This window comes from Mycoplasmopsis bovigenitalium (assembly GCF_900660525.1).
Lineage (GTDB): Bacteria > Bacillota_I > Bacilli_A > Mycoplasmatales > Metamycoplasmataceae > Mycoplasmopsis > Mycoplasmopsis bovigenitalium.
The window spans coordinates 815302-841512 of sequence record NZ_LR214970.1; the positions used below are offsets into that span (position 1 = coordinate 815302).

A 26211-nucleotide genomic window follows, 5' to 3' on the forward strand; every position below is an offset into this window, starting at 1 on the left:
AAATAATATATAAAATTATATCAAAGAATTATTGTATATATTCCTATGTAAAATGAGGCTCAATTCAACTTTTAATTGAATAATATGTTATAAAATTTGTTTGAATTTGGCTTTATATTAAAAATATTAAGCGCAAAACTTAATACTTTTAATATGAGATACAAAAATGAATTATCAATATTCAATGTTTATATTTTTTTTCTTTTCAACCTATTTTTATTGAAATCAGGCAATAAAGTTATTAATTGAGCGCAAAAAACAGTGACAACTAGAATATAAATATATCATGGATAAAATTTAGGTATCATTAGCTCAAATAATATTATCCATACAACATAACAAATATTTAATCCTGAAGCGACTCCAACTCCTGTTTTGTTAATTGATATATAAAATAAAACAAAACTAACTATAGCAATAAATGATGCTCCTAAAATTCATAAAACATCAATATTAGTTACCACTAATTTAATAGTTTTAAAAGCGTTAAATGAAATAACAAAAACTATTCCAATAAATAAAACCGAAATACATTGACGAATGAATATGGAAACAATAGGGTCAATATTCGAATTCATTGCTTTTGATCCCATAAATGATTCAATGGCTCATCCAATTGCAGCAAATAAAGCAAATAAAAATCCTCAACAGTTCCTTAAATCTCCAGAACTAAATTGTAATATACCTAGTGTTAAGATAGCTAAAAGTGAAATTGCCCCGCCAATCATTGAATTAATATTCATTTTTTGTTTTAAAAATAGATAAGCAAGCATTGCCGCAAGAACAGGATAAGCAACCGTGATAGAACTAACTAGGCCAGGACCGATATATTGAATGCCTAAAATATAAGTTACTGACCCAAAGGGTCCGCCAAATATTGAGCCAAAAATTAGCCACAAAACATTTTTGTTTGTAAATGTTTTTTTAATTAAATTTACTTTTTTAAATGAAATTACAGCAAAAAATACTCAAATACAAGCCATTGATTCAGAAACAAATGAAATTGATACTCCAATCCTTAATGAATCAATAATTGTGGATAAACCATCAACTCGCCTCCTAAATGATTGATCGTGTAATAGCAAAAAAATTGATACAAGCGCTCAAGAAATACCAGCGAGAAATCCAAAGATTTTTCCAATGTTAGCAGAAGAAAAAGATTTTTTCCCTTGAATTATTTGTTGACTATTCATACTTAAACCTTTTTAAATATTTATTAGCCATCACAATCAATTCCTCTTCATAATCACTGAAAAAATCTTGATATTGCTTTTTGTATTCACATCAAAATACCCACAAAATTGCTTGCATAATTATTTGAGCATATAACCTATTTAATTCAGATTTTGTTGGTTTGCGGCCAAGGTATATGTTTAGAGATTCGGCAACTTGTTTTTCATTATATACACAAGATAAACAATATCCCGCTATATCTGTAAAGCCATCACTTGCCCCCGCATATTCTCAATCAATAAGTTTTACACGTCCATCTTTTAGAATTAAGACATTTTCATAAAATCCATCCACCAAACACAGATGTGTTGGATATTTTTTAGACTTATATCAATCGTAGATTTTATTGAATTCAACTTCTAATTTTCTAATTTGTGAACTTATTTTGCTGTGATGTTCGCCAATTTCTTTAGTATAGTAATTCTTTCTTTCTAAAAGGTCAAATTCATGATTTATTTGAATATTTTTAGTGTGTAAATCTTTAAAAGCCAGCATTGCTTTCTTCATATTTTGATAATATTGTCCATTTGCAACTAATGCATTTTTATAAAACTTTGCAATTTTAAAACCATGCAATGGACTGTCAATAAAATCATCAGTACTAAAATGGATAACTTCTTCACATATTCCAAAATCACTGATTTTTTGATAGACTTCTTTTTCTTGATATCTATTTATTAACTCGCGAGATGATTTTTTGGGTATACGCGCAATATAAGTTTTATTTTTTATATCAAAAGTAAATGAATCATTTGTCATGCCTTGTTTAACAGGTTTAATATTCGAAATTTGGTCAAATTCTATTGAAAAAACATTCATTATTTCCCTTAAATGAATATCTTGCTTAAAACAAGGGGCATCCGGATTATATGTCAATAAATCATTAAAATTGTCAATTTCGAATGCATAATTATCGCATGGCAAAGTTTTTAAATTTATCTTATCTAAAATATTTCATAAAGCTTGTTCCCAATAAGAATTTGTTCTTAACTCATCATTAATAATACACTTTGCAACTTCTTCAATAAATAAATCTAAATCCTTGTCATGTATGTATGAACATCCAGTCATAAAATCAAAAATGTTTGATTCATATTTTTGATTAATATCTCTAATTCTAAAATTTTTGACTACTTTAGAATCTTTAATAACTTCTCATTCCGCCTTGTTAACCTTGCTTTTTTGAGTATTAATTCAGGAGTTATTATATTTTTTGTTAAAAATATCCTTATTAAAAATCACGTCACTTGTTAATATGTAAACGCCCCCACCTGTATAAACTTTTTTTAGTTGCTTGAGAGCTAAATATAAACTATATAAAGAATTTGTATCTTTAAAATCCTTGTTGTAAACTTCAAATAAATTGTAGTACTGAACAATTCCTGTAAATTTTTTTCGCTTGTAACCTGTAACAATAATTTTATTGTCAAAATTTTCTAAATATTTTAAATTTTCAGTCAAAATTCGCGTATTTTCTTTTATTTCTAGCGAGCCTTTAGGGACCTTTAAAGTTAGCGGAGTTAATCTTGAGCCTAATCCAGCGGCTAGAATAATTACATTCTTCATATAAATCCTTTTTTAGTTAGTTTATTGAAAAATTTCAATAAAAAAACAAGTGAAAAAACAATAATTTGTACTAAATCACATATAAATTGGTAAGCACAGCTATTTATATGTTGTTACAACAAAATATTCAATTTATTGTTTCTTTTTAAACATAAACATTTGTAAATCATACAGGCCAAAATGTTCGCAATTTTTATATTTAACAGGTATTCTTCAATTTTCACCATATGTTTGAACAAGAATTTCTTCTCAATTGCTTGGAATTTTAACATTTAAGTCATGGAATTTGGCTTCAATACATGAATCATAATCAAGGCGCGAATAAGTGTTTTTATATGTTTCTTTATTAAAAAGTGTGTATAAAACTAACGCTTTATCGCCGTTTTCAACATATAAATCATCATATGCGTTATTAATTTTAAGTTTTTTAAACATTCATGTTCATATACAAAAAAACTTAAGTAAATTCATTCCTCATAAACGCTTAAAAATTTTACGATGGGTAAAAGTATGTAAAAATCTAATTTTGTTTTTAAGACTTAAAAACTTTTTAACTTTTTTCAAAGTTGTTGGTATTGAAAGAAAAAGATCTAAAAAAACTGCATCTTCATTGTCTGGGCTATCATTTGTAAACTTTGGAATCAATAATGGGCTATTGCCATTTTCAGGTGTGTATACTTTAGATGGATAATGTTCAATAAGAAAATCTAAGGTTTCTTTCGGGATAACTAAGTCTATATCGTCATCTCAAGGAATAAAACCATTGTGTCTTTTAATCCCAATCAATGATCCATACATCATCATATATTTTAAGTTGTGTTTCTCAGCAATATTGATAAATTCTTTTAATAATTCATATACTCGCGCTTGTTTTTCGTTCATAATAAACCTCAATAACGGTATTAAAATAATAACATATTAAGGTAAAATGCCAAATTAGAGTATTATTAATGTATTTTGTGTGCTTTCTCGTGTTATAAAAAATGCAATAAATTAAAATATTCGAACTCAGCAAATATGATTTACTAAAAGCAAAAATTAAGCATAAATGCCTTGAACTTTTTAAATACTTTTTCAATAATTTGCAACAGTGAACTAATTAATTTACAATCATATATGACCTTCTAAATTTTACTAATGTACACAAAAATAGATTGAAAACAAAAATACCCAACACTATCTAATGGGTATTTTTGTTAATTGTTTTTCTTAATTTAAATGATTTTAATTCTATAAACTGCTTTTCAGAAATAAACCAGGCCAATAGGTAATGCAAAAGCAATAATAATAATTGTTGTATTCAATAACAATACAATTAAAGGGTTTCCAGCTTTATAAAATAAAGGATATGCAAAATCAAGAAATGAATAAATAACAATTCCGCGATATTCAACAAAGCGTGAATATGTTGATAAATAAACAATAAAGGCAAAAATTAAATAACAAATTACGATAATTATGGCCTTTTAATTGTTTTACTTGAAATTGAAACCTCTTTTCTGATCAATCCAAGAATAATAAAGCCAATAATTGGGTGAATTGCGTGTGTTAATATTGATTTAATCGCTTCATAATAAGGTTTTTCTCATGTTGATTGTTTGTAAGAAATTAATGCTCAGTAAACAATAAATGTTACAGTGATTAATGCTACCGATAAAAAGAACAATCTTTTAACAGTCATTGATTGTCTTTTTACCCCAAGAACTATTAGCATTATCCCAAGAAAAATATTTGATAAATATGTAAAGTAAAATACACTTGTAAATTGTTTGAAAATGGCCTGTAATTGTGGTACATTATTGTATATTGAGTCATTTTCTTTGTAAAAGTAAGTACCATTTAGAACAATGAATAGAAATGTTATTAATAAAACAATAATTCCCATTGTAATTGGAACACTGTTATGTAATTTATATTTTGATTTATATTCCATAAGGAAGATTATAGACAATTTTAAAGTTTTTACTTTTATAATTTGTTGAATCTATTGAAAATTCAATTCAATAAGCAAAACACGATACATTTTTATAACTTGCACTACGTTTAGGGGAAAAAATTTAATATTAAGTATGCATATAAAACTAAAAATATAAATTAATATTATTTTGGCGACTTTAAAAGCAATTTTATCTATTTAAACATATTTAGTTATTTGTATTAGTGTTAATTACTCGAATGTAACACAAAAAATCAAACTAAAGTTTAAAAATTAATTTTAAAATTGTAATTAAGATTCACAATGAAATTTACCCATAGGCATATAAATAAATCGTTTTGGTAATTTTTATATATACAAACTGGGAAAAATAAACGATTATTTTATTGCTTTTCTTATTATACTTTCCCACTTAAGTATAAAAATATGAGCCGGTTGTAGATAATAAATTTGTTTTATTGAAATACAAATTTTAACTTTTTAGCTATGCATATCAAACCAAAGCTTATTTTAAATTTCAAGATTATTTATAATTGTTATATTTGAAAATGTAATTAATACGAAATGGGAAATTGACTAAAATTACTATAAATAAGGATTATTAGTGATTTTTGCTGCTTAAAAGCGGGAAACTTTATATATAAATATTTCATTTAGTTTTATCCCGCCTTTCCCACTTAAGTATAAAAATTTCGATTATGATAAACATTAATATTTATTCAAAAAATGTAATTAATTTTAGTACCAAAAAATTTGTAAACAGCTATAAATAAGAGTAATTGGTAAATTCCTTATTTTGAAACTGGGAAACGAATCTATAGAAAAACTATATAAAATATAAATTTTATTTTAGTATACATGTGTTAGTTTCCCACTTAAGTATAAAATTTTGCTAAATTTATAAGACAAAATATATGTTTACCGACCAACACATTTTTAATTGGTTAATATGGTTAAAATGTTCGTCTTACAAAATAAATAATTTGCAAAATATAGTTCAAAAATTGTAATTAAGATTCACAATGAAATTTACCAATATGCGTATAAATAAATCGTTTTGGTAATTTTTATATATACAAACTGGGAAAAATAAATGATTATTTTATTACCTTTCTTATTCTACTTTCCCACTTAAGTATAAAAATATAAGCAAAATTAATTCTCAAGTGAGTGGTCAAATCTAGAGTAAAAAAGCTCATTGTTTATTATTAATCAACTTTATATTCGCCATTATTTATTTTATATGACGCTGGACGCAAATTACAAATAGTTTACTTTGTGGAATTTTTATTTTTTTATATCACAAATTGGCTTGATTGGCAAAATAAACAATGCATATTTGTATATAATAGCAATCATGAAGATAAGCGTATTAGAGCATGGTGTTTTAACCGAAAAAAACGGATACAAAAAAGCCTATAAAAATCTAGAAAATTTGTGTAAATTTGCAGAAGATTTAGGTTTCTATTCATTTTGAATTAGTGAACAGCATGACGTAAATTCACTGGTGATTACTAATCCGCTTATTCTTCTAAATCATTTAGCAAATAAAACTAAAAAAATTCACATTGGTTGCGGTGGAATAATGTTAAAACATTATCAACCATTTTCTATTGCAGAGCAAATAAACACATTGAATTTATTGCATGAAAATAGGTTTATTTTTGGTTTTGGAAGCAACGCTTCAACACCAAAAATAACAAAATTATTGAAAAGTAATCAATCAAATTCAAGTTTTTACCAAAAAATGATTGAAACAATCGATTTTGTCAATAACACAAAAAACCTTAATGTTAAAGTAAACCCGCATATTGAACAAAAAATAAATCCAGTTATGTTGATAACTAGTGAACAAAGTGCAATATTCGCCGCTGAAAATAAGTTCAAAATTATTTATGGTTGATTTTTACAACCAATAAAAACCTATGCAAAGACAGTTATTCAAACATACATTGATGTATATCAAAAAAAATGGGGATTTATGCCTCAAGATATAGGTATCAGTGTAAATGTTGTTGCTGGGAAAATAACAAAGTTATTGAAGACAATAGAAAAGCTTTAGCTCTCTTTAGAATGGGGCAAAATGATTGAAATGAATTTGAGATTTTTCCATCAGGCAATGAGTTAAATAATTACTCATTTAAACCCGAGCAAAAATCAATTTTTGAAAGATTTTATTCAAACATTTTTACAATCAAAAATGAGTTAGATGTTAAAAAAATTGATCAATTATGCGAAGAATTAAAAATTCAACATTTAATCATTATGCCGACTATGGCCAATGTGCAAGACCGCAAAATTGCTTTAAAAAATGTAGCAAATTACTACAAATTGGGAGATAAACATGAAAAAAATAGTTAAATATTTAATTGTTGAAAAATTAGAAAACAAAAACCAATACTATTTAAGAATGACACCTGAAATGCAAGATGACATTGGTACAGTTGGCCATATTCAATTTAGAAACACTGATAAATCAATGCTTAAGGAAAATGACGAATTCATGGCTTTTGAGGCATCAAAAGCTATACTAACATTAAAAATGCCTTTTGATGCCAAAGTTGTTGAATGAAACAATGCAGCACTTGCAAAACCTTCTTTAGTTTCTTCACATAAAGATTCAGAAAACTGAATTATGATTATTAGCGATATTGACCCAGAAATTTTAGCTAATCTTGAAGATTTTTAATTATGAATAAAGAATTTAACGCAAAGAAACTAAATAATTTAATATCACAAGCAGATGCTATAGTACTTGGAATTGGTTCGGGAATGACGGCTGCTGATGGTATAGGTTATACTGGCAAGCGTTTTCAAGAAAACTTTAGTGATTTTATAAAAGCTTTTGGCTTTTTAGATATGCTTCAAGCTAGTGTTTATCATTTTGACGATATTCAAAATTATTGAGCATTTCATTCTAGATTTATGAAACTTAATTACTTTGACCAACAGCCTAGTCAAAGTTTCATAAATCTAAAACAATATTTAGCAGACAAAAATTATTTTATTATTACCACTAATTCAGATAATGCTTTAGAGGCGGCGGAATTTGACGAACAAAAAATATTTTATATTCAAGGCAAATATAATTTATTACAGTGCGAAAAAATGTGTCATAACCAACGTTATTCAAATGATGCTGCAGTTTATCAAATGATTGAAAAACAAACTAACATGAAAGTTCCTTTAGATTTAATTCCGCGTTGTCCTAAGTGCAATTCTTTTCTTGAAGTTAATAAAAGACTTAAAGAAAAAGGTATGGTTGAAGACCAACAATTTTTTGATGAAAAAGCCCGTTATGAAGCATTTATTAAAAAATATAAAGATAAAAAAATCTTGTTTTGAGAAATTGGTGTTGGTTATTCAACGCCAATGTTAATCAAGCATCCATTCTGATTAATGACTGAACAAATCCCAAAAGCTCAATATTTAGCAATGAATAATAGAGTTTACCGCCTGCCACAACAAATCAGATCAAAAACAATAGTTGAAACTAATGATATTAAAGACTCAATAGCTTCATTATTGGAGGTTAAAAATGATATTAATAGAACCAATTAGAAATGGAAAATACGTCAAAGACGGCGCATATTGATTAGCAATTCAAGTATGAGCATTAAATCATTTACGTGTTGATGAAACAATAGTTTTTCCAACAGTTGCTGACCCTCATATTCAAATTGGATACTTCCAAAACCCTGAAGTTGAAATCAACTTCAATTATTTGAAGGAAAAAAACTTACAAGTTGTTCGTAGAGACACTGGTGGTGGTGCAATTTATATTGACTCAAATTCAGTTAATGTTTGTTATTTAATGCCTTATAAAGATAATGAAAGTATTATTGGCAATTTTGCTAAGTTTTATGAACCAATTATCAAAATATTAAAAGATTTGGGAGCTAAAAATATTGCACAAACTGGCAAAAATGACTTAACAATAGATGGGCGTAAAGTTTCAGGCGCCGCCATGATGCTAATCAATAATGTAATTTATGGTGGAAATTCAATTCTTTATAATGTTGATTACGATGCCATGTCACAAGTTTTAAATCCAAATCAAAAAAAAATTCAATCACAAGGCATTAAATCAGTACGCCAAAGAGTTGCTGGATTAAGCGAATATTTTGACGAACCATACAGAAATTTAGATATTTTTGAATTCAAAGATTTAATCATAAAACGTTTATTTAATACTGACGATTTAAACTCAATTAAACGTTATGTTATGAGTGAAGAAGATTGACTACAAGTTGATGAATTGATTGAGACAAAATACAAAAATTGAGATTGAACATATGGAAAAAGCCCTCGTTATGAATACAATCGCGATGCGCGATTGTCAATTGGTACAATCAACTTTTCATTGTCAATTAATAATCAACGCATTGAAAAAATAAAAATAAGTGGCGACTTTTTCCCACGTAACAATATTGAGACACTTGAAAAAGATTTAATTGGTACAAAAATGACTTATAACGATTTGCTAAATACACTTAAAAATGCTGATTTGCAATCTTATTTCTTTACAGTAGTTAGTCCCGAAGAAGTTGCAAAAATAATTCTTGATGAGGAATAATGAATAAATATAAACCATTATTTGAACCTTTCAAATTAGGTAAACACACTCTTTCAAATCGCTTTGTTTTGTCTCCGATGACTCTTTCATTAACAACTATTGATGGCAAAATGACTTCACAAGAAGCAAATTATGCATTAAGAAGGGCCAACAGTGCGCCAATAGCAATTACAGGAGCAGCATATATTGATGAATTTGGCCAACTTTTTGAATATGGTTATAGCGCTAAAGACGACAATGATATTGAGTCACTAAAAGTTTTGGCGAATGCTATGAAGGCTAATGGTAATCTTGCAATTTTGCAACTTGGCCATGCTGGCAAATTTTCACAAGCTAGTCTAAAAAAATATGGCCATTTATATGGTCCAAGTTATGAAAAAAATCATTTCCCATTTGAACATGAAGTTTTTGAACTCACTTATAAACAAATCAAAGAAATCATTGAATCTTATGCAAATGCAACATTAAGAGCAATCAAAGCAGGTTTTGATGGTGTTGAAATTTCAATGGCTCAAAGACTCCTTATTCAAACATTTTTCAGTAAAATTGTCAATAAAAGACATGATTTATACGGAATTGATACATTTGAAAATCGTTCTCGTTTATGTATTGAAGTTGTTGAATCAATAAGAAATGTAATTGAAATTCATGCTCCAGAAGGATTTATTTTTGGCTTTAGAGCTACACCCGAAGAAACTTATGGAGCTGAATTAGGTTATTCAATTGAAGAATTTTGCCAATTGATTGATTTAACAATTGAAAAAGGAAAAATTAATTACCTAGCAATTGCTAGTTGAGGACACGATATTTATCTAAATAAAGTTCGTTCTGAATGCAAATTTAAAGGCCAATTAATAAATAAAGTTGTTTATGATCATTTTAAAAATAGATTGCCAATAATTTCTTCGGGTGGAATCAATACGCCTGATAAATGTCTACAAGCTCTTGAGAATTGTGATTTAGTAGGCTTAAGTTCAGTGTTTGTAGCGGACCCTGATTTTGTTCATAAAATCAAAGCGGGAGAAATTGAAAAAATTAATTTAGCAATTAAGCCTGAACAACTAGATGATTTAGCTATCCCAAAAGATTCATTTAAAGGAATTGTTAATATGTTTAGTTACTGCGAAACAATCCCTGATAAAGCAATGAAGACGCTAACTGATAACTCTTTGCAAAATAAAAGTTAATAATAATTTAAACGAATAGGCAATAAACAAGTCTATTCGTTTTTTTACCAAAACTATTCAAATATCAATAGTATATACATCAAATATGCATGCTTATTAAATGATTTTTTTATGATTTTGTGAATAAAAAACTAAGCAACGCTTAGTATTTGTCCAAATTAATTATTGTCTAATATTTTCTTGAATTTACCTAAACCATTTTGCTCAAGTTCAACATAAGGTATAAATTTCAAAGAAGCTGAATTAATACAGTATCTCAATCCCCCTTTTGATTTAGGCCCATCGTGAAACACATGTCTTAAATGAGAATCTGCATTTGAACTTTTAACCTCTGTTCTTAGCATATTGTGCGATGTGTCTTCTTTTTCGATAATTAAACTATCGTCAATAGGTTTACTAAATGCTGGTCAACCGCAACCTGAATCAAATTTTTCTGTTGATAAAAATAGCGGTGTGCCATCAACAATGTCAACATAAACACCTTTTTCAAAGTGTTCATCGTATTCATTATCAAATGGTCTTTCCGTATAACCTTCTTGAGTGACCTTGTATTGCAACTCAGTTAAATGACTTAAATCTCTTTTATTTTTCATAGGTGTATTATACAACCATAACACTATAATTACCAAAGTAAAAACAAATAAAAATAATTAAAATTTTTGACCAAAATCAATATTAAAACAATTGAAGAAATCAAATTTATAAAATTAATTTCACATTCAGTAAATCAAATATGAAAAAGTTTATTCAAAGTAGAAATTTTGCTACATATTTTCTCAAAAGTTAATATTAATACATTTTAAAAGTAAAATTTAATTACTAGGAAGTATTTATGAAAAGAAAATTGTTAATTACAGGTATTGCACTAATGTCGCCAATATTTGCGGTTTCATGCAACAAAAACCAACCTCAATATGAGAAAGATGAAGTTTTAAATCATAAATTAATAGATAGAATAGATAGATATATATCTTTACCAACTAATACAGCATGATTTTCACCCGAAAATAAAAAATTACTATATGAGTTTTCAAATGTAATGGATGAATTTAAAATCGCTGAAGATAGTCTGTCAAGTAATCAAACAGGACATTTTCAAGAGGATAAATTAGGACTTATTAAAGAAACTCGCGAAAAGGTTTCATCAATAATACGAAAACAAACTTATGATTTTAAAGATTTAATTAAACCTAAAAATGAAGAATTTAATATTAACCAAGAAAAATTTGCTGAATATTTACAATATTTAATTGCAACCTACAAAGAATATATACAAATTATAAAAAATAATGCCGTTTTCTTAACTGAGCATTCATTTGAAAAAGAATTGCCATCAAATGTAAAGAAAATGCAGAATTTTGACATAATCGCGCCAGTCAACAAAAAATACAAAGAATTGAAGGCAAAAAAAGCACATTTATCTAGGGAATATGGCTTTTCACTAGAAATTTTAAATATTTTAAAGGCTAACGACAATTCACAGCAAAGTTTTAACAATTGAAAAAACACTTATAATGCTTTTGTAAATGTAAAAAAATTAAATTATAAATTTGGTTCCACACATTTAAGTTCATACGCACCAATTTATATAGGGGAAAATCCAAATCCCGACACTTTTAAGGTTGATAATGTTGAACTCTATCAAAATGAAAATACATATTTACAATTTGATATGGAAGAATTCAACAAAGATTTTAATTATTTTATCTATACAACAAAAAGCGATGATGGAAATGCTCAAAATATAATAATTGCAAAAGTTCCTAAATTAATTCGCTATGGTTCTTTTGAATACAGGGATTGATTTATTTTAAAAAATTCAAGCACCAAAAACAAAAAGATATTAAATTTAAATAAATTTTTTAAGGATGTAAATAACCAGTTTTGGATAATTAATAGTTATGACTTGCAAAATAAATATCATAAAGTAAACACATTTGAATCTGTTTATCAAGTTATTTTCGATCGGTTTAAATCAAATGATGTTAAAGGCTTCTTCTTTGATATTGACAATATTCAAATAAAACATTTAGATAAAGAACTTATTGAGTGATACAGAGATACTCCAAAGAGAGAATATTATCCAACAAAAATAGTCGACGAGGGTAAATAATAAAAAAATACTAAAATTAGCTGTAATGACATTACCAATAATGGTGGTTTCTGCACACGTAAGAGTTGATAATGATATTGTTGCTAAGGATGGTGTATCTGACAATATAATTAGTTCGCCATTAGATTTGCCGGATAAAGATTATGAATATTTACAAAATATGTATGATTTTTATTATCGCAAATTAAACATTCATGGCAGAGATTCTGATTCAAAAAATGAAGTTTATAACCGGGTTGGGATAGTAGAAACAAAAAGTTTGGAAACAAATTACTTATTCTTAAAGGATAAGACAAAAATCAATATTAACCAGGTTACTGAAAAAACCAAATATGGTAACCATGGCTACGCGGTAACATCTATCATTGGAACTGATACGGGAATTAACAAAAATGCTTATTTGTATTATGAGGATTTAAGTTCAACCAAGGAAAATGGAAATGATATCTTAGAAAAGATTAAAAAGTTGCATGAAAATCACGGAATTAAGTTAATTAATTTAAGCTTAGGGTGAGGTTATAACCCATTAGGAATTCTAATACCTAATGAATTACCTTCTATAAACAAAGAGAGCAATTTAGAAGAAATAGGAAGGTGAGATACCTACATGTTTTTAACTGTTGGCAAGCTTATGTCTTTTTATCATTATTTAAATAACAAGGAATATAAAAAAAGATGTAGATGGCATATTTGAAAAAACATTTGATGAAGTTGGCCAATATGCATTGAAGAATGATATTAAGATAGTAAAGTCAGGTGGAAATTTTAATAGTGCTAATTTATTTAAATTAATTAAACAGTTTGAAGAATATTGGAATAATATTGAAGGATCGAAGTGAACTTATTTTAAAGATAATCTATCTAATTTTCAAAAAATTATTAACGAAGATCCAATATTCAAGGATGATGAATATATATTCGAATTTCTTAATTCATACTTTAACAACAAAACATCTATAACTGTATCATCAGAAGATTCATTTGAAAATATGATTAATAAAATTTTAGCCGATAAAAATGAATTTATTAGTGTTGCGAACCAATGAACCGATATGGCTGCGAATAAAAATTTCATAAATGTTGCCGCAATAGAAGTAAATAGAACACCAACTTATTTTTCATCATTTTCAGATATAAAAGCTGATCACAACCCATTAGTTTCAAACTATGGAGAAAGCCTTATAAAAGAAAATAAAGATTTCAGCTACAAAAATCCATTTCTCACAAAAGAATTTAAGGAAAAAATAGATTACTTGGCGGATTTTAGCGGAACAAGTAAAGCGGCGCCACTAGTAACAGGCATGCTTTCTTTACTGCAAAATAAATTAAAAAGAAATTTATCAATAGCCGAAGCCAAAACTCTGTTATCAGCAGAATCAGTGTACTCAAGCGTTAAAATAGAAAAATACCATATTACCCTAAGAATTTAACTGTTGAAGATTACGAAGTGTGGCGTCAAAATAAATCAAAATCGAAAACTGGTTTTGGTATTCCTGATTTGTATTATATGAATCTTGGTGCAAAAAGAGGCAAATTGCGTAATATACGCTTTAATAGATCTAGTTCTTCGATTACTAGTGGAGATGATCCATTAGAAAAATTTATTTTAAAAGAACCAGAGACAATAGATATTGATAAAAATTTTAACCATTTAACACACACAATAACAATAACAACAAAGATTTCGTTCTTTGAATATTTGAAATTACACCACTATAAATTTGTTGAAGATACTGAATTATTTGATCCAGAAATCAATGATAAATACAACATTAATTCGTGGTTAACATATACTATGCCAGGACACTCAGGTCTTATAACAAGAAGAAGAAAAAGTTATTCAAAAACTTCTGATGTGGAAAAAGTTTATTATAAAAAACAAGATTATTTCGGAAAAGGAAAACTAACATTTAATATTTTGCTTAATGAACTAGTTTGGTACAATGATTGACTAACAAATAATCCAAATTATCAGGAATACAAAAAGTTTATTATAAAAGAATATGAAAAATATGTTAAAGAATACTTTGATGTTGCAACTTATGTAGATATTGATTAGTTAAAATGTCTGCACAATAAATAAACGTTTACAAAAAAAGTTAACACCCACTTGTTAACTTTTTTGTTTACCTAATTTACAACGTAATACATATATTTTTTATGTTATAATAGTTTCGCGCCGTCATAGCTCAGTCGGTAGAGCACATCCATGGTAAGGATGGGGTCGCAGGTTCAAGTCCTGTTGTCGGCACCATATGTTTATTCACCACTGCTTAGGCAGTTTTTTTATTGTAAAATTACACGTTTTTTACTATCAAATTGGTAATCAATTAAATATAAATCACCATCAATTAATCGAATTTTTGGCGCATTTTTAACTTGGTTTATTGTTGCAAAGTTAATTTTAACTCGTTTTTCATTTATAAATGCGAATGCTGATGGATTAGGGTTATAAGCTTTAATTATTCTTAATGCTTGCTCACAGGTCATATCATTGGTGATATGACCATTATTTTTGTCTAATTTAGGACTAAATGTTGCTTGTGAAGAATCTTGAACTTGTCTTGAAAGTTCATTATTATCTAATTGTTTGATTCAAGAAACAATGTTTTGTTTCGCAATATTACTCATTTTTGTAAAAAGTGAGCCCGATGTCTCGTTTTTGTCAATTTCAATTTTTGCAGTAGCAAAAACATCTCCAGCATCCATTTCTTTGACCATTTCCATAAGGCTAATTCCCGTAAAAGAATCACCATTTAAAATTGAGTATTGAATCGGTGCGGCACCTCTATATTTTGGAAGCAATGAACCATGGACATTTAGGTTTAACTTTTTGGCTAAATTCAATATTTTTGTAGGTATATATTGGCCAAAAGCAGCAGTAACTAAGTAGTCGAATTCTAGTTTAGAAAGTTCATTATATATGTCGGCAATTTTTTCGGGTTGAAAGCACTTGATATTGTATTTTTGCGCCAAAATTTTAGTTGGCGTGAAAACAATTCTTCTACCCCTAATTGATGGGCGATCAGGTTGAGAAACTATCCCTACAACGTCAAAATTATTGATTAATTCCTCAAAAATAGGTACTGAAAATTCAGGTGTTCCGGCAAGTAATAATTTAATCATAGTAGAATTATACAAAATAAGGGTTAATATAAGTTCAGAAACTTGTTTAAAGTGTCCAAAAAAGTAAATATAGAATTTACCAATTCAATTGTAAATGCAATTCAAAAAGAAAAATAGCGAAAGCTTCGCTATTTAGTATTAATAGTTGTATTTATTTAGTTTGCATCTTTGCTTGTTCATTTGTTTGTGTGCTTGGTTCTTTAAGTAAGAACGCACCTAAAATGGCTGAAAGCGAAACTACAATAAGAACAATAAATGTAATAGTTGAATAAATGTAGTTGTTTCCACCAAGTTTAGCTCCCGCAATAGGAATAATTGAAATTCCAATTAAAATGATTGTAAAGAATATATATCCCATACCTCAAATTAAACTAAACATTCAACCAATTGTTTTAGGGTCTGAATCTTTGTATTCATGAGGCATATTCAGCATAACTCCTTGAATACCTCATAAACATAAACCACTTAAAAAACCAAAAATGTAGAATAGAGCACTTACAAATACATTCTTTTTAGCAACACCATAAATAAATGTTACCGCAGACAATGCATATAGCATAATACCAATAAATAATATTAAACCAATGAATCAACGTCTTTTGAAGTTAGTTTTTGATCACAAACCAATTGTTATTGGCGCAATAAACACAGCTGCTAAAAAGCAAACTGATCAAATACGAATTTCGTGATCAAATGTATTACGTTTAATGCTTGCTAAATCATGGAACACATTAAATGAAACACTAGTTGGGAAAACTACTGCACATAATCATGCACCATATAATAGAACTCACGCATAAGTTGCTTTTGATTTTAGGTATTTGCCTAAAATTTTAAAGCCTTCTTGTTTTGGTTGGTTTTCTGTAGTTGTTCTATCGAAATGTGAACCAAAAATGATAATTATGATTAATGGAATAACATTTAAGGCAGCTAGAATTGTAAAAATTAATTGTCAATTTTCTCTAACCACTGATGATTTACCCGCAAAAACAAACGGTAATATAGAAATTATAGTTCCTAATGGGTAGAATCAAATACCAAATTGAGAAACAATTGATTTTTGCTTTTTACCAAAGAAAGCTGAAACGACTGGTTGAGTTAAAATAACTAGCATTGTGCCACCAATAGCCATAAAGGTTATTAGTATCAAGAATAATACATATCCATATGGCGCAGCTGGCATAAATTGTGCTGGAATACCAATCAAGGTTAATGAAATAGCAATTATTGTGCTATATTTGTGTGCAAATTTAGCCAATAACAATGCAACAGCAACAGAACCTATACCTCTACCTAATGTAATTGCTCAGTTAGCGGCATTGTTTGTTAAGTCAAATGTTGCATTTTTAACAATTTTAAAATAACTTAAAAATCCTGCATCAGCTGCGCCATTTGCATCAATACCATTACCGGCTAAACCAACTACAAAACCTCAGTTGGCAACAAATAATAAATAACCAATTGAAATAAATGACCATAGTAAAAATCCATACGCCACTTTATTTTTTGGATTATTCATTTTATTAATAATCTTTTGCATTTTTCTCCTTTCTTTACTATATTTAGCAACAGATAGCTAATAAATAAAGTTTATGTATTATACTTATAAAATAGTAATTTTTGGCAAAAAATTATTTTAAAAATAACAACATTTCCGCAATAACTTATACAATTAAATTTTTAGAATAATTATTGGATTTTGGCCGGATTTTTTCAATAAATAAAAATTATTACCTAGAAGTTTCAACTAAATTAACATGCGTTTTATAAAGTATATTTATGTATGCCATATCTTTTAATTAAAAATTAATAATTCACGATTCGTAATTTAATATTTAATACTGTTTTTACATTAAATCTGTTCTCAGATTTATTATTTACATCAGTCGCATAATTTAAGTTGAAATTATATTTACAGTTTGACTTATATTTAAATCTATAAATTTAAAATAAACTCAATTTGTACTATAGATGTTAATTCATTAATTTTACCAATAACAATATATTTAAATTTAATTGGTAATTTAAAACAAAAAAACCTTGCTTATAAAACAAGATTTTAATCAGAAATTTCTTTTTTTCTATATATTTTAATACTTTCACCGTCAATGTTTTTTCATCAATCCCAGCCATTAGTGCTTTTTCCAACTACAATCAAGCTTGCGGCACTAGGTGATTTACATATAATATCCTCTTGCAGAAAATTGTTTTTAAATTTTGCGTTTTTTCTTAGTTGTGAAGGATATTTATCATTATAATCTGCACAATAACTACCTTTTAGTAACGTGAAAACTCCATCGCGAACCCTTGCATGACCTTCAACTCTCCCAAACCCTTTAACATTGCGCTCCAAAAAATACTCTCCATTAGGAATACATTTAGTATGAATTATTTCTGTTGAATCTTTGAAAACTTCTTCTTTAGTTTTATTTTGAGGGTAAATTTCTTTACCTTCAAATGAAGAAAGTAATAATTTTATTGTTTCAATATCAAGAGCAAATAATTCAGTGTTTGCAATTCTACTTTTGCTAAATATATTGTGAATTAACTTTTCTTTTTCATCATAACTGTCTACTTCAATTGCAAATTCTCTTTTTAAACCCACAATGTTTGCGTATCCATTTCCCTCTAAAATGCGCATTCGATTTTCAAATTGATCGCTACTAGTTTTACCGATTTTGACAACGCCAGAAACAACAGTAGACATTAAATAAATTATTCCTTTGCTCATTTTTCTCCTTATTTATTTTTATTAATTATTTTTCTATATTCATTTTAAAAGTTAATTTGCAAACTTCTTGTGGTTCAATATCAGTACGTTGTTTAAATAAATTAGATGCAAACTCTTTCACTTGATTTGATGCACCAAATGGAAAAATTTCATTGAATTTTTGATTCATTTTTTCCATTTCGTATAGGAAGCGCTCTCTAGCAAGTATTGATGCACAGGCAACTTCAATTGAAATAGATTCTGCTTTGTTCGCTAACAAAACATTATTGTCAAAATGTTTAAATTTCGCAAAAAATTCCGTGTTTGTGAATTTTTTGTAGTATTTTTCAATGCTATTAGTGGTGCTATATTTATCAATTAAAACAAAATCAATAATTTTATCTAATTTAAGATTACTAAACGCGCCTAAATGAGCAAACATTTTTAATTCGTTTCCGTTATTAAAACGCGATAGTGAGTTAAAAGTACTAGGCTTTAAACAATATGTTGAATGTTTTGTTAATTTCTTTATTTTGGGTGCCAAAAATTTAATTTTTGAATCTGTAATCTTTTTTGAGTCAGTAACACCAAGCTCTTTAAGTGTATTTTTATTTTCTAGTGGAACAAAAACTGCAGAAGCAACAAGAGGGCCGAAGTAATCTCCGACCCCAACCTCGTCAATGCCAACAATGTTTTTGTTGTCAATATTAATTAATTCTTGATTAAATTCAATAAATTTCATCTTAGTCTAAATCAGCAGTTACATAAGTATCTGTCTTCATTTCTTTACGTTTTTGAATACTTTTAGCTATTTCTTGTTCTGGATTATCTAAAAATTTATTAATGTAGTGGCCAACCCCACCCTCGACGTTTGAGTATTCAAGTCTTACTGTTGCATGTCTTTTAACTGGTTCTTTTGAGTTTTTCATTGCAACTGAAGTTGTCGCCACGTGAAACATTGGAACGTCATTTAATCCATCACCAAAAGCAACGACATTTTCCAATGGAATGCCATAGTAATGACTTAAAAGAGATATTGCACGACCTTTATTTACTGATACATTTGTAATATCAAATACGGGTGTTAAACCTTCACCTTTTGATCAATATGAGAATTCTCCTAAGTCACCATATTTGGCCCTTAAATAGTCTCTTAATTCATCTGGGTCTGTTGTTTCTTTAACATCAAAAATAATTCCAGTTGGTTGCAATGGTATTCTGTTTAAGTCTAATCCAACTATAAATTTAGGGTTTTCGGCAAAACCGAAAACTTGCTCTAAATCTGGATCTCTATGATCGATTTGCACTCAGCCAGGTCCTTCGATTGCTAAGTTACTAATTTCACTTTTGACTTTTGGGTCACCTAAAACATAAAGCATTTCATTTAGGTTTAGATATTTAATTAATGGAATAAAGTTTTCATCGCTTGGGTTGTGAATTTGTGAACCATTGTAGTTTGTTACTACAGTATTTAATCCCAACATTTTGTAGATAGGTCTTGTTGAACGTCAAGGTCTTCCAGTTATAATGCAAACAACATGACCTTCTTTTTGGGCTCTCTCGATAGCTTTAACAGCAACTTCATGAACGGTTCCTTTTGCACTTGATGAAAGAAGGGTTCCATCAAGGTCAAGAGCAAACATATATCTTTGTTTTGCTTCCATATACGCCTCCTGTATAGGTTAATTTGATATTCAAATTATAAAGTAATATTTGATTTTTAAAATTTTATAGTTTACCAGCACGCTAAAACATACAAATAACAATTGATTTGGAAAAAATGAATAAAAAAGTGAGCGTTAGCTCACTGATTATTCGTTAGTTGATTGAATAAGTTCATCAATATTTAATGATTTATTAGTTTCCTGAATATTGGTTGATTGTTCAGCCTCTGGTAACTTCATATTTGTTGCGATGTATTCAATTTCTTCAGCAACAATTGTTTCTTTTTCAATAAGTGCTTCTTTAATTAATTCAAGTAGTTCTCTGTTTTCTTGAATAATTTTATGCGCTCTTGCTTGAGCTTCAACAATAATTTTACGAACCTCAAGATCAATTTCATGTCCAACTTTTGTAGAAAATCCTGACGATTTTAAATAGTCGCGGCCTAAGAATGGAGAACCTTCATCAGCTTCGTATTGAATTGGTCCTAATTCAGACATACCTCACTCGGTCACCATTTTTCTGGCTAATTTTGTTGCTTTTTGAATATCGTCACTTGCGCCAGTTGAAATATTGTTTGAGCCATAAATAATTTCCTCAGCGGCACGGCCACCCATATATGAAGTTATCATAGCAATTAAGTCTTGTTTGGTTAGATTGTATTTTTCTTCTTCAGGCATCATTAAGTTGTATCCGCCAGCGTTACCTCTTGGAATAATTGTAATTTTTTGAACTTTATTTCCGCCAGGAATTTTAATTCCGACTACCGCATGTCCAGCTTCATGATAAGCAACCATTGTTAATTCTTTTTTCGAAATAACTCTGTTTTTCTTAGCAGGACCAGCCATTACACGGTCAATTGCTTCATCAATATCTTCAAGAGTAATAACATCATGATTTGCGCGAACAGCTAATAAACTAGCTTCGTTAATTACATTTTCAAGTTGCGCCCCTGAATATCCAGGAGTTCTACGAGCAACTTTTTGCATATTGACATTGCTTGAAACTCTTTTTCCTTTTGCATGAAGTTCAAGAATTTCTTGACGTTCTTTAACATCTGGCAGCCCTACAATAATTTGTCTATCAAAACGGCCTGGTCTGATTAATGCAGGGTCAAGAACATCAGTTCTGTTTGTTGCTGCAAAGAATAAAATACCATTATTTTCTTCCATACCGTCCATTTCGACAAGCAGTTGGTTAAGGGTTTGTTCACGCTCATCGTGTCCACCACCTAAACCAGCGCCACGTGTACGTCCGATAGCATCGAGCTCATCAATAAATATAATTGCTGGCGCATTTTTTCTTGCTTCAGCTACTACATTTCTAACTCTTTTTGCTCCTAAACCAACATACATTTCAACAAAATTAGATGCAGAAATAAAGTAGAAAGGAACATTAGCTTCACCGGCCGTTGCTTTTGCTAAAAGAGTTTTACCAGTTCCGGGAGGGCCTCCTAATAAAATACCATGTGGCATTCTAGCTCCTGCGGTTGCATATTTTTTAGGATTTTTTAGGTAATCAACAATTTCTCTAATTTCTTCGATCGCTTCTTTATTACCGGCAATATCGTCAAATTTTTTCTTACTGTTGATTTTTTGAGCAGGGTTTCTATTTTCACCAACCATGCCAACCATATTTCCGCCTCTTGAAATACTTCTAAATAATCATCAACCAATAACTATTCATATAAGAAGTGGAAGCAATGATAATAATAATGATTCTCAGAATGGTGTTTTATTTGATGGAATGCCTAAAGCATCAATTGATATTTGAGATTTAACAGTGCCATTTACAATCGTTTGGCCAGATTTTTGAAGTAAATCAAGCAATGTTGTGTGATTATCACTTGCATCTATACTAAATTTTGTTTTTAGTGCTTGATTTAAGATAAATGACTGGTCAAATCATTGTTGAGCATTTTCGCGGCCCACTCTTGCAACAAAGTGATGATCTATGCCGCCTTCTGATAATACATAGTAGATTTGTCCATTAAATCAATCCTGTTTAGCAGACTTTATAAATATTCCATCATCACTAGCTCTCAAAGCTTTAATCACATGCTCTTGGAAAACATTAATACCAACTTGCTGTGCTTCAGGTTTTAATCTTTCATAAAGCATATAACCAATTGCGAATACCGCAAGAGAAATTATGATGAACAATATGAATATTCAAATTATTCTACCTTTGTTTACGGGTTTTTTATCGTTCATGATGTCCTTTCTAAAATAATGTAATTATTATATATTAATTTTCAATATCAAACTATGCAACTAATAATCCGCGTTTTTTTATTAGATAAACATCGTCTTTAAGTTTAAATTTTGAAGTTCGATTTTGTGATAATACTCATTTTACTATTGAATTAATCTTTCGCGAACTTAATTTAATGTTTGAGTAGAACTCAATAATATATTTAAAAATTAAGTGTTCTTTATGTTCTAAATTCAAAAATTTGTCTTGACTAAATTTGGATTCTCTTCAAAATGAAAAAGTTTGATTGATTTTGAATGATAGCTCTTGCAATTTCTCATTTAAAGATTTAAATCTTGCAAAAATTAATTCTTTTTCACCATTTGAAAAGTTTGAAAGACTTTTTCTAATTTTATTTCTAGTAAAGTTTGTATTTAAATTCGATGAATCTTCAAAATATTTAATATTACAATTGTGTAGATTTTGATAAATTTCAGATTTCCAATATTGTAGAACAAAAGGTCTGTATATTTGCATTTCAAGTAACGAGTTATGCTCTTTTATTCCATAAAAAAGCGGTTCACGCCCACTTTCTTCTTGCATTAGTGCTGTTTCAATAAAGTCGTCTTTGTGGTGTCCTGTTAATAAAGTTTTGCAATCATATTTCAAGTAAATTTCATTGAAAAATTCGTATCTTTTTTCTCTTGCTCAAGATTCAAAATTACCATATGTTTTCTCATATATAAACGTTTTACACTCAAATGTGACATTTTTACTTTCACATAATGACCTTACATATTCGACTTCTAAATCACTTTCTGGTCTAGTTTTATAGTTTATTGTTGCAACAACAATATTTTTTGGCCCATAAATGTTAAGAGCTCAATGAAAAAGAAAAACTGAGTCAGGACCTCCGCTAACTGCTAAAAGAACTTTATTTTTTGTTGGCTGCATTAAATTTCTCAATCACTATATTTATATCATTGTAAACAAATGAGATTGCCGCGTCGGCGGCGGCAGTAATTACTCGTTCCAAAATTTGCATTTCTTCAAGTTTAAAATTACTTAAAACTCAATCTTTTAGTTCATAATTAGGATTTTTTCCAATACCAATTCGAAGTCTTTTAAAATCATTGTTTGGTAAATTGTTCATCACACTCGTCACACCGTTATGGCCTGCTGACGAACCCCCAATTTTAATTGAGGCTTGACCCAAATTAAAGTCTTTTTCATCGTAAATTATCATCACATCCGAAGAATTTATTTTATAGAAACGACAAATTTCACGAATAAAATCGCCTGATTTATTCATATAAGTTGAAGGTTTTGCCAATATAAATCCATCGCCGATTCCAAAATGGCCATTAAATTTGTCTTTATTTAATTGAATGCCCGTTTTTTCAATAAGTTTATCAATAGTTAAAAAGCCGGCGTTGTGTCTTGTAAATCTGTATTCATTGCCAATATTACCTAATCCAACAATTAATTTCATTTAAACCTCCATATTTAGAAAGTTGCTAAAAGATGTAATAAACTCAGTCGTGTTATTTTTAAATGTAATTGAACTTATATAATAATTTATATCACCGACTATTGATAAATCATCTTTCGCGCGAGATACAGCAGTATAAATCAATTTAGTATTGATAGCTCAATTATATTCTTTTAAAACGCAAAATATAACACTAGGTGATTCTGATCCTTGGAATTTATGAACAGATATTGCATAACCTAAGGTTATATATTCTAAAAATTCACTATGGGTGTATTCGATAATTTTATAACCAAAATCGACTTTAATTATTTTGTTTTTGCTGTCATATGATTTAATAAATCCTATCTCACCATTGTAAACATCTAAAACATAGTCATTTACGTTTTGAATAACCTTATCACCAATATAATATTTTTTATCTGATCCAATTGTAAAATATTCAATTTGGTCATTTTTTGTTGACCGATAATCAAGGTAAAATTTTTGTAAAAGTTGATTGATGTTTGCTATTCCATGAGGCGTTTTATGCATAGGTATAAGCACGGCTACATCCTCTATTCCATAATCGTTTATTTTGTCCGCGAATATTTCAATTAATTTTTCATTAAAATAATCTTCTGTTGAATTTATTCAATGAATATATTCAGTATTCATTTGTGGTTTCTTGTTTTCTTTGATATTTAAAAAATGGTTTGGGATTTCTTCTCTATCAGTCCGAAAAATTTCAACTAGTTTAGTTGTTTTAAACTTATTTGATTTTATTAAATCATCAAGTAAATTTCCAGGCCCTATGCACGGCAATTGATCTACATCGCCAACAAAAACTATTTTTTCTAAATCAATTGAATTTTCAAGCACGCAATGCAAAATATCAATATTCACCATTGAAAACTCATCAATTATTAACACTTTTGGCTGTATGTCATTATTATTTGAAATAAGTTTGTTTTTATGGTTTTGCTGTGTAATTTTAAAGTAACTGTGAATAGTTTTCGCTTCAATATCTTGTTTAATTTTGATATTAACCGCTGCTCTGCCAGTTGGGGCTAGAACCGCGATTTCGTTTTTTTTGTATGTTTTATTATTTAATCAAAAAGAAATTAAATGTTTAATAATGTAAGACTTGCCCGTTCCCGGAAAACCAGAAATAATTGAAACATTATCAAGAACCGCATTATTAAAAGCTTGTTGTTGAAGCTCTGAAAGGTCGTTTATTGCATGAGGGGACTCATATTTTTTAGCATTAGAACTTTTTAAACTTAGTAATTTAGAAGCTATAAACATTTCTTTTTCTAGCATTTCTTGGGTTGATAGCAAATGTTTTTGATTATCAAAATATAATATTCCTTGATGAATAAGAGATTGAATATCTTCAATAATTTGTTCAGGCTTGTAAAAGTATGAATCTTTCGAAATCAATTGTAAAACGTTTTGAACGGGAACAAGTGTTGAGTTAAAATTATTAATTAATGAATTCACAGAATGATGAATTAAAGCTTGCGATCTCAGCGGGCTTTCTTGCATCGTTAACAAATGAGCTAATTTGTCAATGACTTCAAAATCATAATTATTTTTAAGGACTAGTGTGTAAGGATTTTTTGTTTTTAGTAATTCAACCAAATCTTCTTTATCACCAAAATCTTCAACTAATTGTGTGTGTAATTTTTGCAAAGAATTGCTTAAGAAAAAATTATAGCTTTTATCAGTATATGTTTTAAAAAATGTTACAAGTCGTTCATAAATATTAGATGAAAGAGTTAAAGCAAAAGGTTGTGGATCATTTTTGAAATTATCGATTCAATTTTCCCCGAATTTATCTCTCATTTTTTCAATCGTTGCCTTGCCAATTCCGGAATTCGTTGCTAGCATTACTTTTTCTAGCTCTGAGGAATTTTTTGGTTCACTAACAGAGATAGATTTCAGCAATTTTGATTTATGGCGCAGGTTTGGATTTTCATTATAAGTAATATCATAGTGAGTCATTAATTTAAATGAAACATTAGTGCAGTAAATTGAAAAATTTTCACCTTCATCGGCAACAAAAATTGCAAGAGTATAATTTCAATTAGCGTTGGGACCACCCGATAATATTTTTTTAAAAACACCTCTTGATGTTTTTTCTTTTGATTTTAACTCATAATTCATAGTATGAATTATATGCATAAATATTTTTCATTAGTTATAAAAATAAATTATTAAATTTAAATTTTGGCTAAAAATCTTATTTTGCACATAATTATCCACAATAAAATTTTAGTATGTAAATAACTTTAAATTGGTTCAAAAATACCTATAATTAAGCACTTTTAGCCAAAAATAATTATGTGGATAACTTTTCAAAAAGTACTTTAATAAGTTAATAATTTTAAAATTAATAAAAATTAATTAATATTTTAATTATAAAAGGAGGTTTT

General features: G+C 28.4%; 24 protein-coding genes and 1 tRNA gene. 11 read left to right on the forward strand and 14 right to left on the reverse strand.

Features of this window, described 5'->3' with window-relative positions; translation table 4 throughout:
- Window positions 1-188: 188 nt before the first annotated feature.
- The 4 genes from EXC34_RS03550 to EXC34_RS03565 all read right to left on the reverse strand — a co-directional run bounded on the left by EXC34_RS03550 (window position 189) and on the right by EXC34_RS03565 (window position 4732).
- On the reverse strand, window positions 189-1193 hold the full coding sequence (locus EXC34_RS03550; RefSeq protein ID WP_129687927.1) for a DMT family transporter: 1005 nt from the start codon (window positions 1191-1193) through the stop codon (window positions 189-191).
- Window positions 1186-2799 (reverse strand): sugar phosphate nucleotidyltransferase, encoded by a 1614-nt coding sequence (locus tag EXC34_RS03555; protein WP_129687928.1) that lies wholly within the window; start codon window positions 2797-2799, stop codon window positions 1186-1188. The genes EXC34_RS03550 and EXC34_RS03555 overlap by 8 nt, the downstream gene beginning before the upstream one ends.
- Before the next feature lie 132 nt (window positions 2800-2931).
- A complete protein-coding gene (mf1, locus tag EXC34_RS03560; RefSeq protein WP_129687929.1) occupies window positions 2932-3681 on the reverse strand; it encodes a diacylglycerol cholinephosphotransferase Mf1 in 750 nt (249 codons plus the stop codon).
- A 574-nt stretch (window positions 3682-4255) separates the two neighbouring features.
- Entirely contained in the window at window positions 4256-4732 is a 477-nt protein-coding gene (locus EXC34_RS03565; RefSeq protein WP_129687930.1) for an MAGa3780 family membrane protein, read from the reverse strand.
- Between the two features lie 1360 nt (window positions 4733-6092).
- Between EXC34_RS03565 and EXC34_RS03570 the strand changes: the two genes are divergently transcribed.
- Genes EXC34_RS03570 through EXC34_RS03590 form a run of 6 tightly spaced genes read left to right on the forward strand, consistent with a single transcriptional unit; the run spans window position 6093 to window position 10498 of the window.
- Window positions 6093-6797 carry an LLM class flavin-dependent oxidoreductase gene (locus EXC34_RS03570; protein WP_246003953.1) on the forward strand — a complete coding sequence of 235 codons (705 nt, stop codon included), beginning with the start codon at window positions 6093-6095 and terminating at the stop codon, window positions 6795-6797.
- A gap of 11 nt (window positions 6798-6808) precedes the next feature.
- Window positions 6809-7096 (forward strand): hypothetical protein, encoded by a 288-nt coding sequence (locus tag EXC34_RS03745; RefSeq protein WP_246003954.1) that lies wholly within the window; start codon window positions 6809-6811, stop codon window positions 7094-7096.
- Window positions 7080-7424 (forward strand): glycine cleavage system protein H, encoded by a 345-nt coding sequence (locus tag EXC34_RS03575; RefSeq protein WP_129687931.1) that lies wholly within the window; start codon window positions 7080-7082, stop codon window positions 7422-7424. The genes EXC34_RS03745 and EXC34_RS03575 overlap by 17 nt, the downstream gene beginning before the upstream one ends.
- Window positions 7425-7426: 2 nt before the next feature.
- Window positions 7427-8296, forward strand: coding sequence for an SIR2 family NAD-dependent protein deacylase (locus EXC34_RS03580; RefSeq protein WP_129687932.1), 870 nt, complete (start codon window positions 7427-7429; stop codon window positions 8294-8296).
- Window positions 8274-9311, forward strand: coding sequence for a lipoate--protein ligase (locus EXC34_RS03585; RefSeq protein WP_129687933.1), 1038 nt, complete (start codon window positions 8274-8276; stop codon window positions 9309-9311). Before EXC34_RS03580 ends, EXC34_RS03585 begins: the two co-directional genes overlap by 23 nt.
- Window positions 9311-10498: an NADH-dependent flavin oxidoreductase gene (locus tag EXC34_RS03590; RefSeq protein WP_129687934.1), complete on the forward strand. Its 1188-nt coding sequence runs from the start codon at window positions 9311-9313 to the stop codon at window positions 10496-10498. Before EXC34_RS03585 ends, EXC34_RS03590 begins: the two co-directional genes overlap by 1 nt.
- 158 nt (window positions 10499-10656) lie before the next feature.
- On the opposite strand, the gene msrB is transcribed toward EXC34_RS03590, so the two are convergent.
- Window positions 10657-11091 carry a peptide-methionine (R)-S-oxide reductase MsrB gene (gene msrB, locus EXC34_RS03595; protein WP_129687935.1) on the reverse strand — a complete coding sequence of 145 codons (435 nt, stop codon included), beginning with the start codon at window positions 11089-11091 and terminating at the stop codon, window positions 10657-10659.
- A 239-nt stretch (window positions 11092-11330) separates the two neighbouring features.
- On the opposite strand from msrB, the gene EXC34_RS03600 reads away from it, so the two are divergent.
- The 5 genes from EXC34_RS03600 to EXC34_RS03620 all read left to right on the forward strand — a co-directional run bounded on the left by EXC34_RS03600 (window position 11331) and on the right by EXC34_RS03620 (window position 14865).
- Window positions 11331-12611 (forward strand): hypothetical protein, encoded by a 1281-nt coding sequence (locus tag EXC34_RS03600; protein ID WP_129687936.1) that lies wholly within the window; start codon window positions 11331-11333, stop codon window positions 12609-12611.
- Between the two features lie 25 nt (window positions 12612-12636).
- Window positions 12637-13353, forward strand: coding sequence for a S8/S53 family peptidase (locus tag EXC34_RS03605; RefSeq protein WP_129687937.1), 717 nt, complete (start codon window positions 12637-12639; stop codon window positions 13351-13353).
- A complete protein-coding gene (locus EXC34_RS03610) occupies window positions 13337-14041 on the forward strand; it encodes a S8 family serine peptidase (protein WP_129687938.1) in 705 nt (234 codons plus the stop codon). Before EXC34_RS03605 ends, EXC34_RS03610 begins: the two co-directional genes overlap by 17 nt.
- 17 nt (window positions 14042-14058) lie before the next feature.
- Window positions 14059-14670, forward strand: coding sequence for a hypothetical protein (locus tag EXC34_RS03615; protein ID WP_129687939.1), 612 nt, complete (start codon window positions 14059-14061; stop codon window positions 14668-14670).
- A gap of 119 nt (window positions 14671-14789) precedes the next feature.
- Window positions 14790-14865, forward strand: a tRNA-Thr gene (locus EXC34_RS03620).
- A gap of 32 nt (window positions 14866-14897) precedes the next feature.
- Here the strand turns inward: EXC34_RS03620 and fmt are convergent.
- The 9 genes from fmt to EXC34_RS03665 form a co-directional block, all read right to left on the reverse strand.
- Window positions 14898-15737 (reverse strand): methionyl-tRNA formyltransferase, encoded by an 840-nt coding sequence (fmt, locus tag EXC34_RS03625; RefSeq protein WP_197722244.1) that lies wholly within the window; start codon window positions 15735-15737, stop codon window positions 14898-14900.
- 151 nt (window positions 15738-15888) lie between these two features.
- Window positions 15889-17277 (reverse strand): hexose phosphate transporter, encoded by a 1389-nt coding sequence (locus EXC34_RS03630; protein WP_129687940.1) that lies wholly within the window; start codon window positions 17275-17277, stop codon window positions 15889-15891.
- Between the two features lie 519 nt (window positions 17278-17796).
- The gene (locus tag EXC34_RS03635) at window positions 17797-18468 is read right to left on the reverse strand and encodes a DUF4357 domain-containing protein (protein ID WP_129687941.1); all 672 of its coding nucleotides are present in this window, start codon (window positions 18466-18468) and stop codon (window positions 17797-17799) included.
- A 25-nt stretch (window positions 18469-18493) separates the two neighbouring features.
- Window positions 18494-19189 carry a ribonuclease HIII gene (locus tag EXC34_RS03640; RefSeq protein WP_129687942.1) on the reverse strand — a complete coding sequence of 232 codons (696 nt, stop codon included), beginning with the start codon at window positions 19187-19189 and terminating at the stop codon, window positions 18494-18496.
- 1 nt (window position 19190) lies between these two features.
- Window positions 19191-20111, reverse strand: coding sequence for a Cof-type HAD-IIB family hydrolase (locus EXC34_RS03645; protein ID WP_129687943.1), 921 nt, complete (start codon window positions 20109-20111; stop codon window positions 19191-19193).
- A gap of 147 nt (window positions 20112-20258) precedes the next feature.
- The gene (gene ftsH, locus EXC34_RS03650; protein WP_129687944.1) at window positions 20259-22322 is read right to left on the reverse strand and encodes an ATP-dependent zinc metalloprotease FtsH; all 2064 of its coding nucleotides are present in this window, start codon (window positions 22320-22322) and stop codon (window positions 20259-20261) included.
- Window positions 22323-22374: 52 nt separating this feature from the next.
- Window positions 22375-23256: a tRNA lysidine(34) synthetase TilS gene (gene tilS, locus EXC34_RS03655; RefSeq protein ID WP_129687945.1), complete on the reverse strand. Its 882-nt coding sequence runs from the start codon at window positions 23254-23256 to the stop codon at window positions 22375-22377.
- Window positions 23237-23794, reverse strand: coding sequence for an aminoacyl-tRNA hydrolase (gene pth / locus EXC34_RS03660; protein ID WP_129687946.1), 558 nt, complete (start codon window positions 23792-23794; stop codon window positions 23237-23239). Before pth ends, tilS begins: the two co-directional genes overlap by 20 nt.
- Window positions 23795-25942 (reverse strand): ATP-dependent DNA helicase, encoded by a 2148-nt coding sequence (locus EXC34_RS03665; RefSeq protein ID WP_165001221.1) that lies wholly within the window; start codon window positions 25940-25942, stop codon window positions 23795-23797. It abuts the gene before it with no gap.
- Window positions 25943-26211 lie beyond the last annotated feature (269 nt).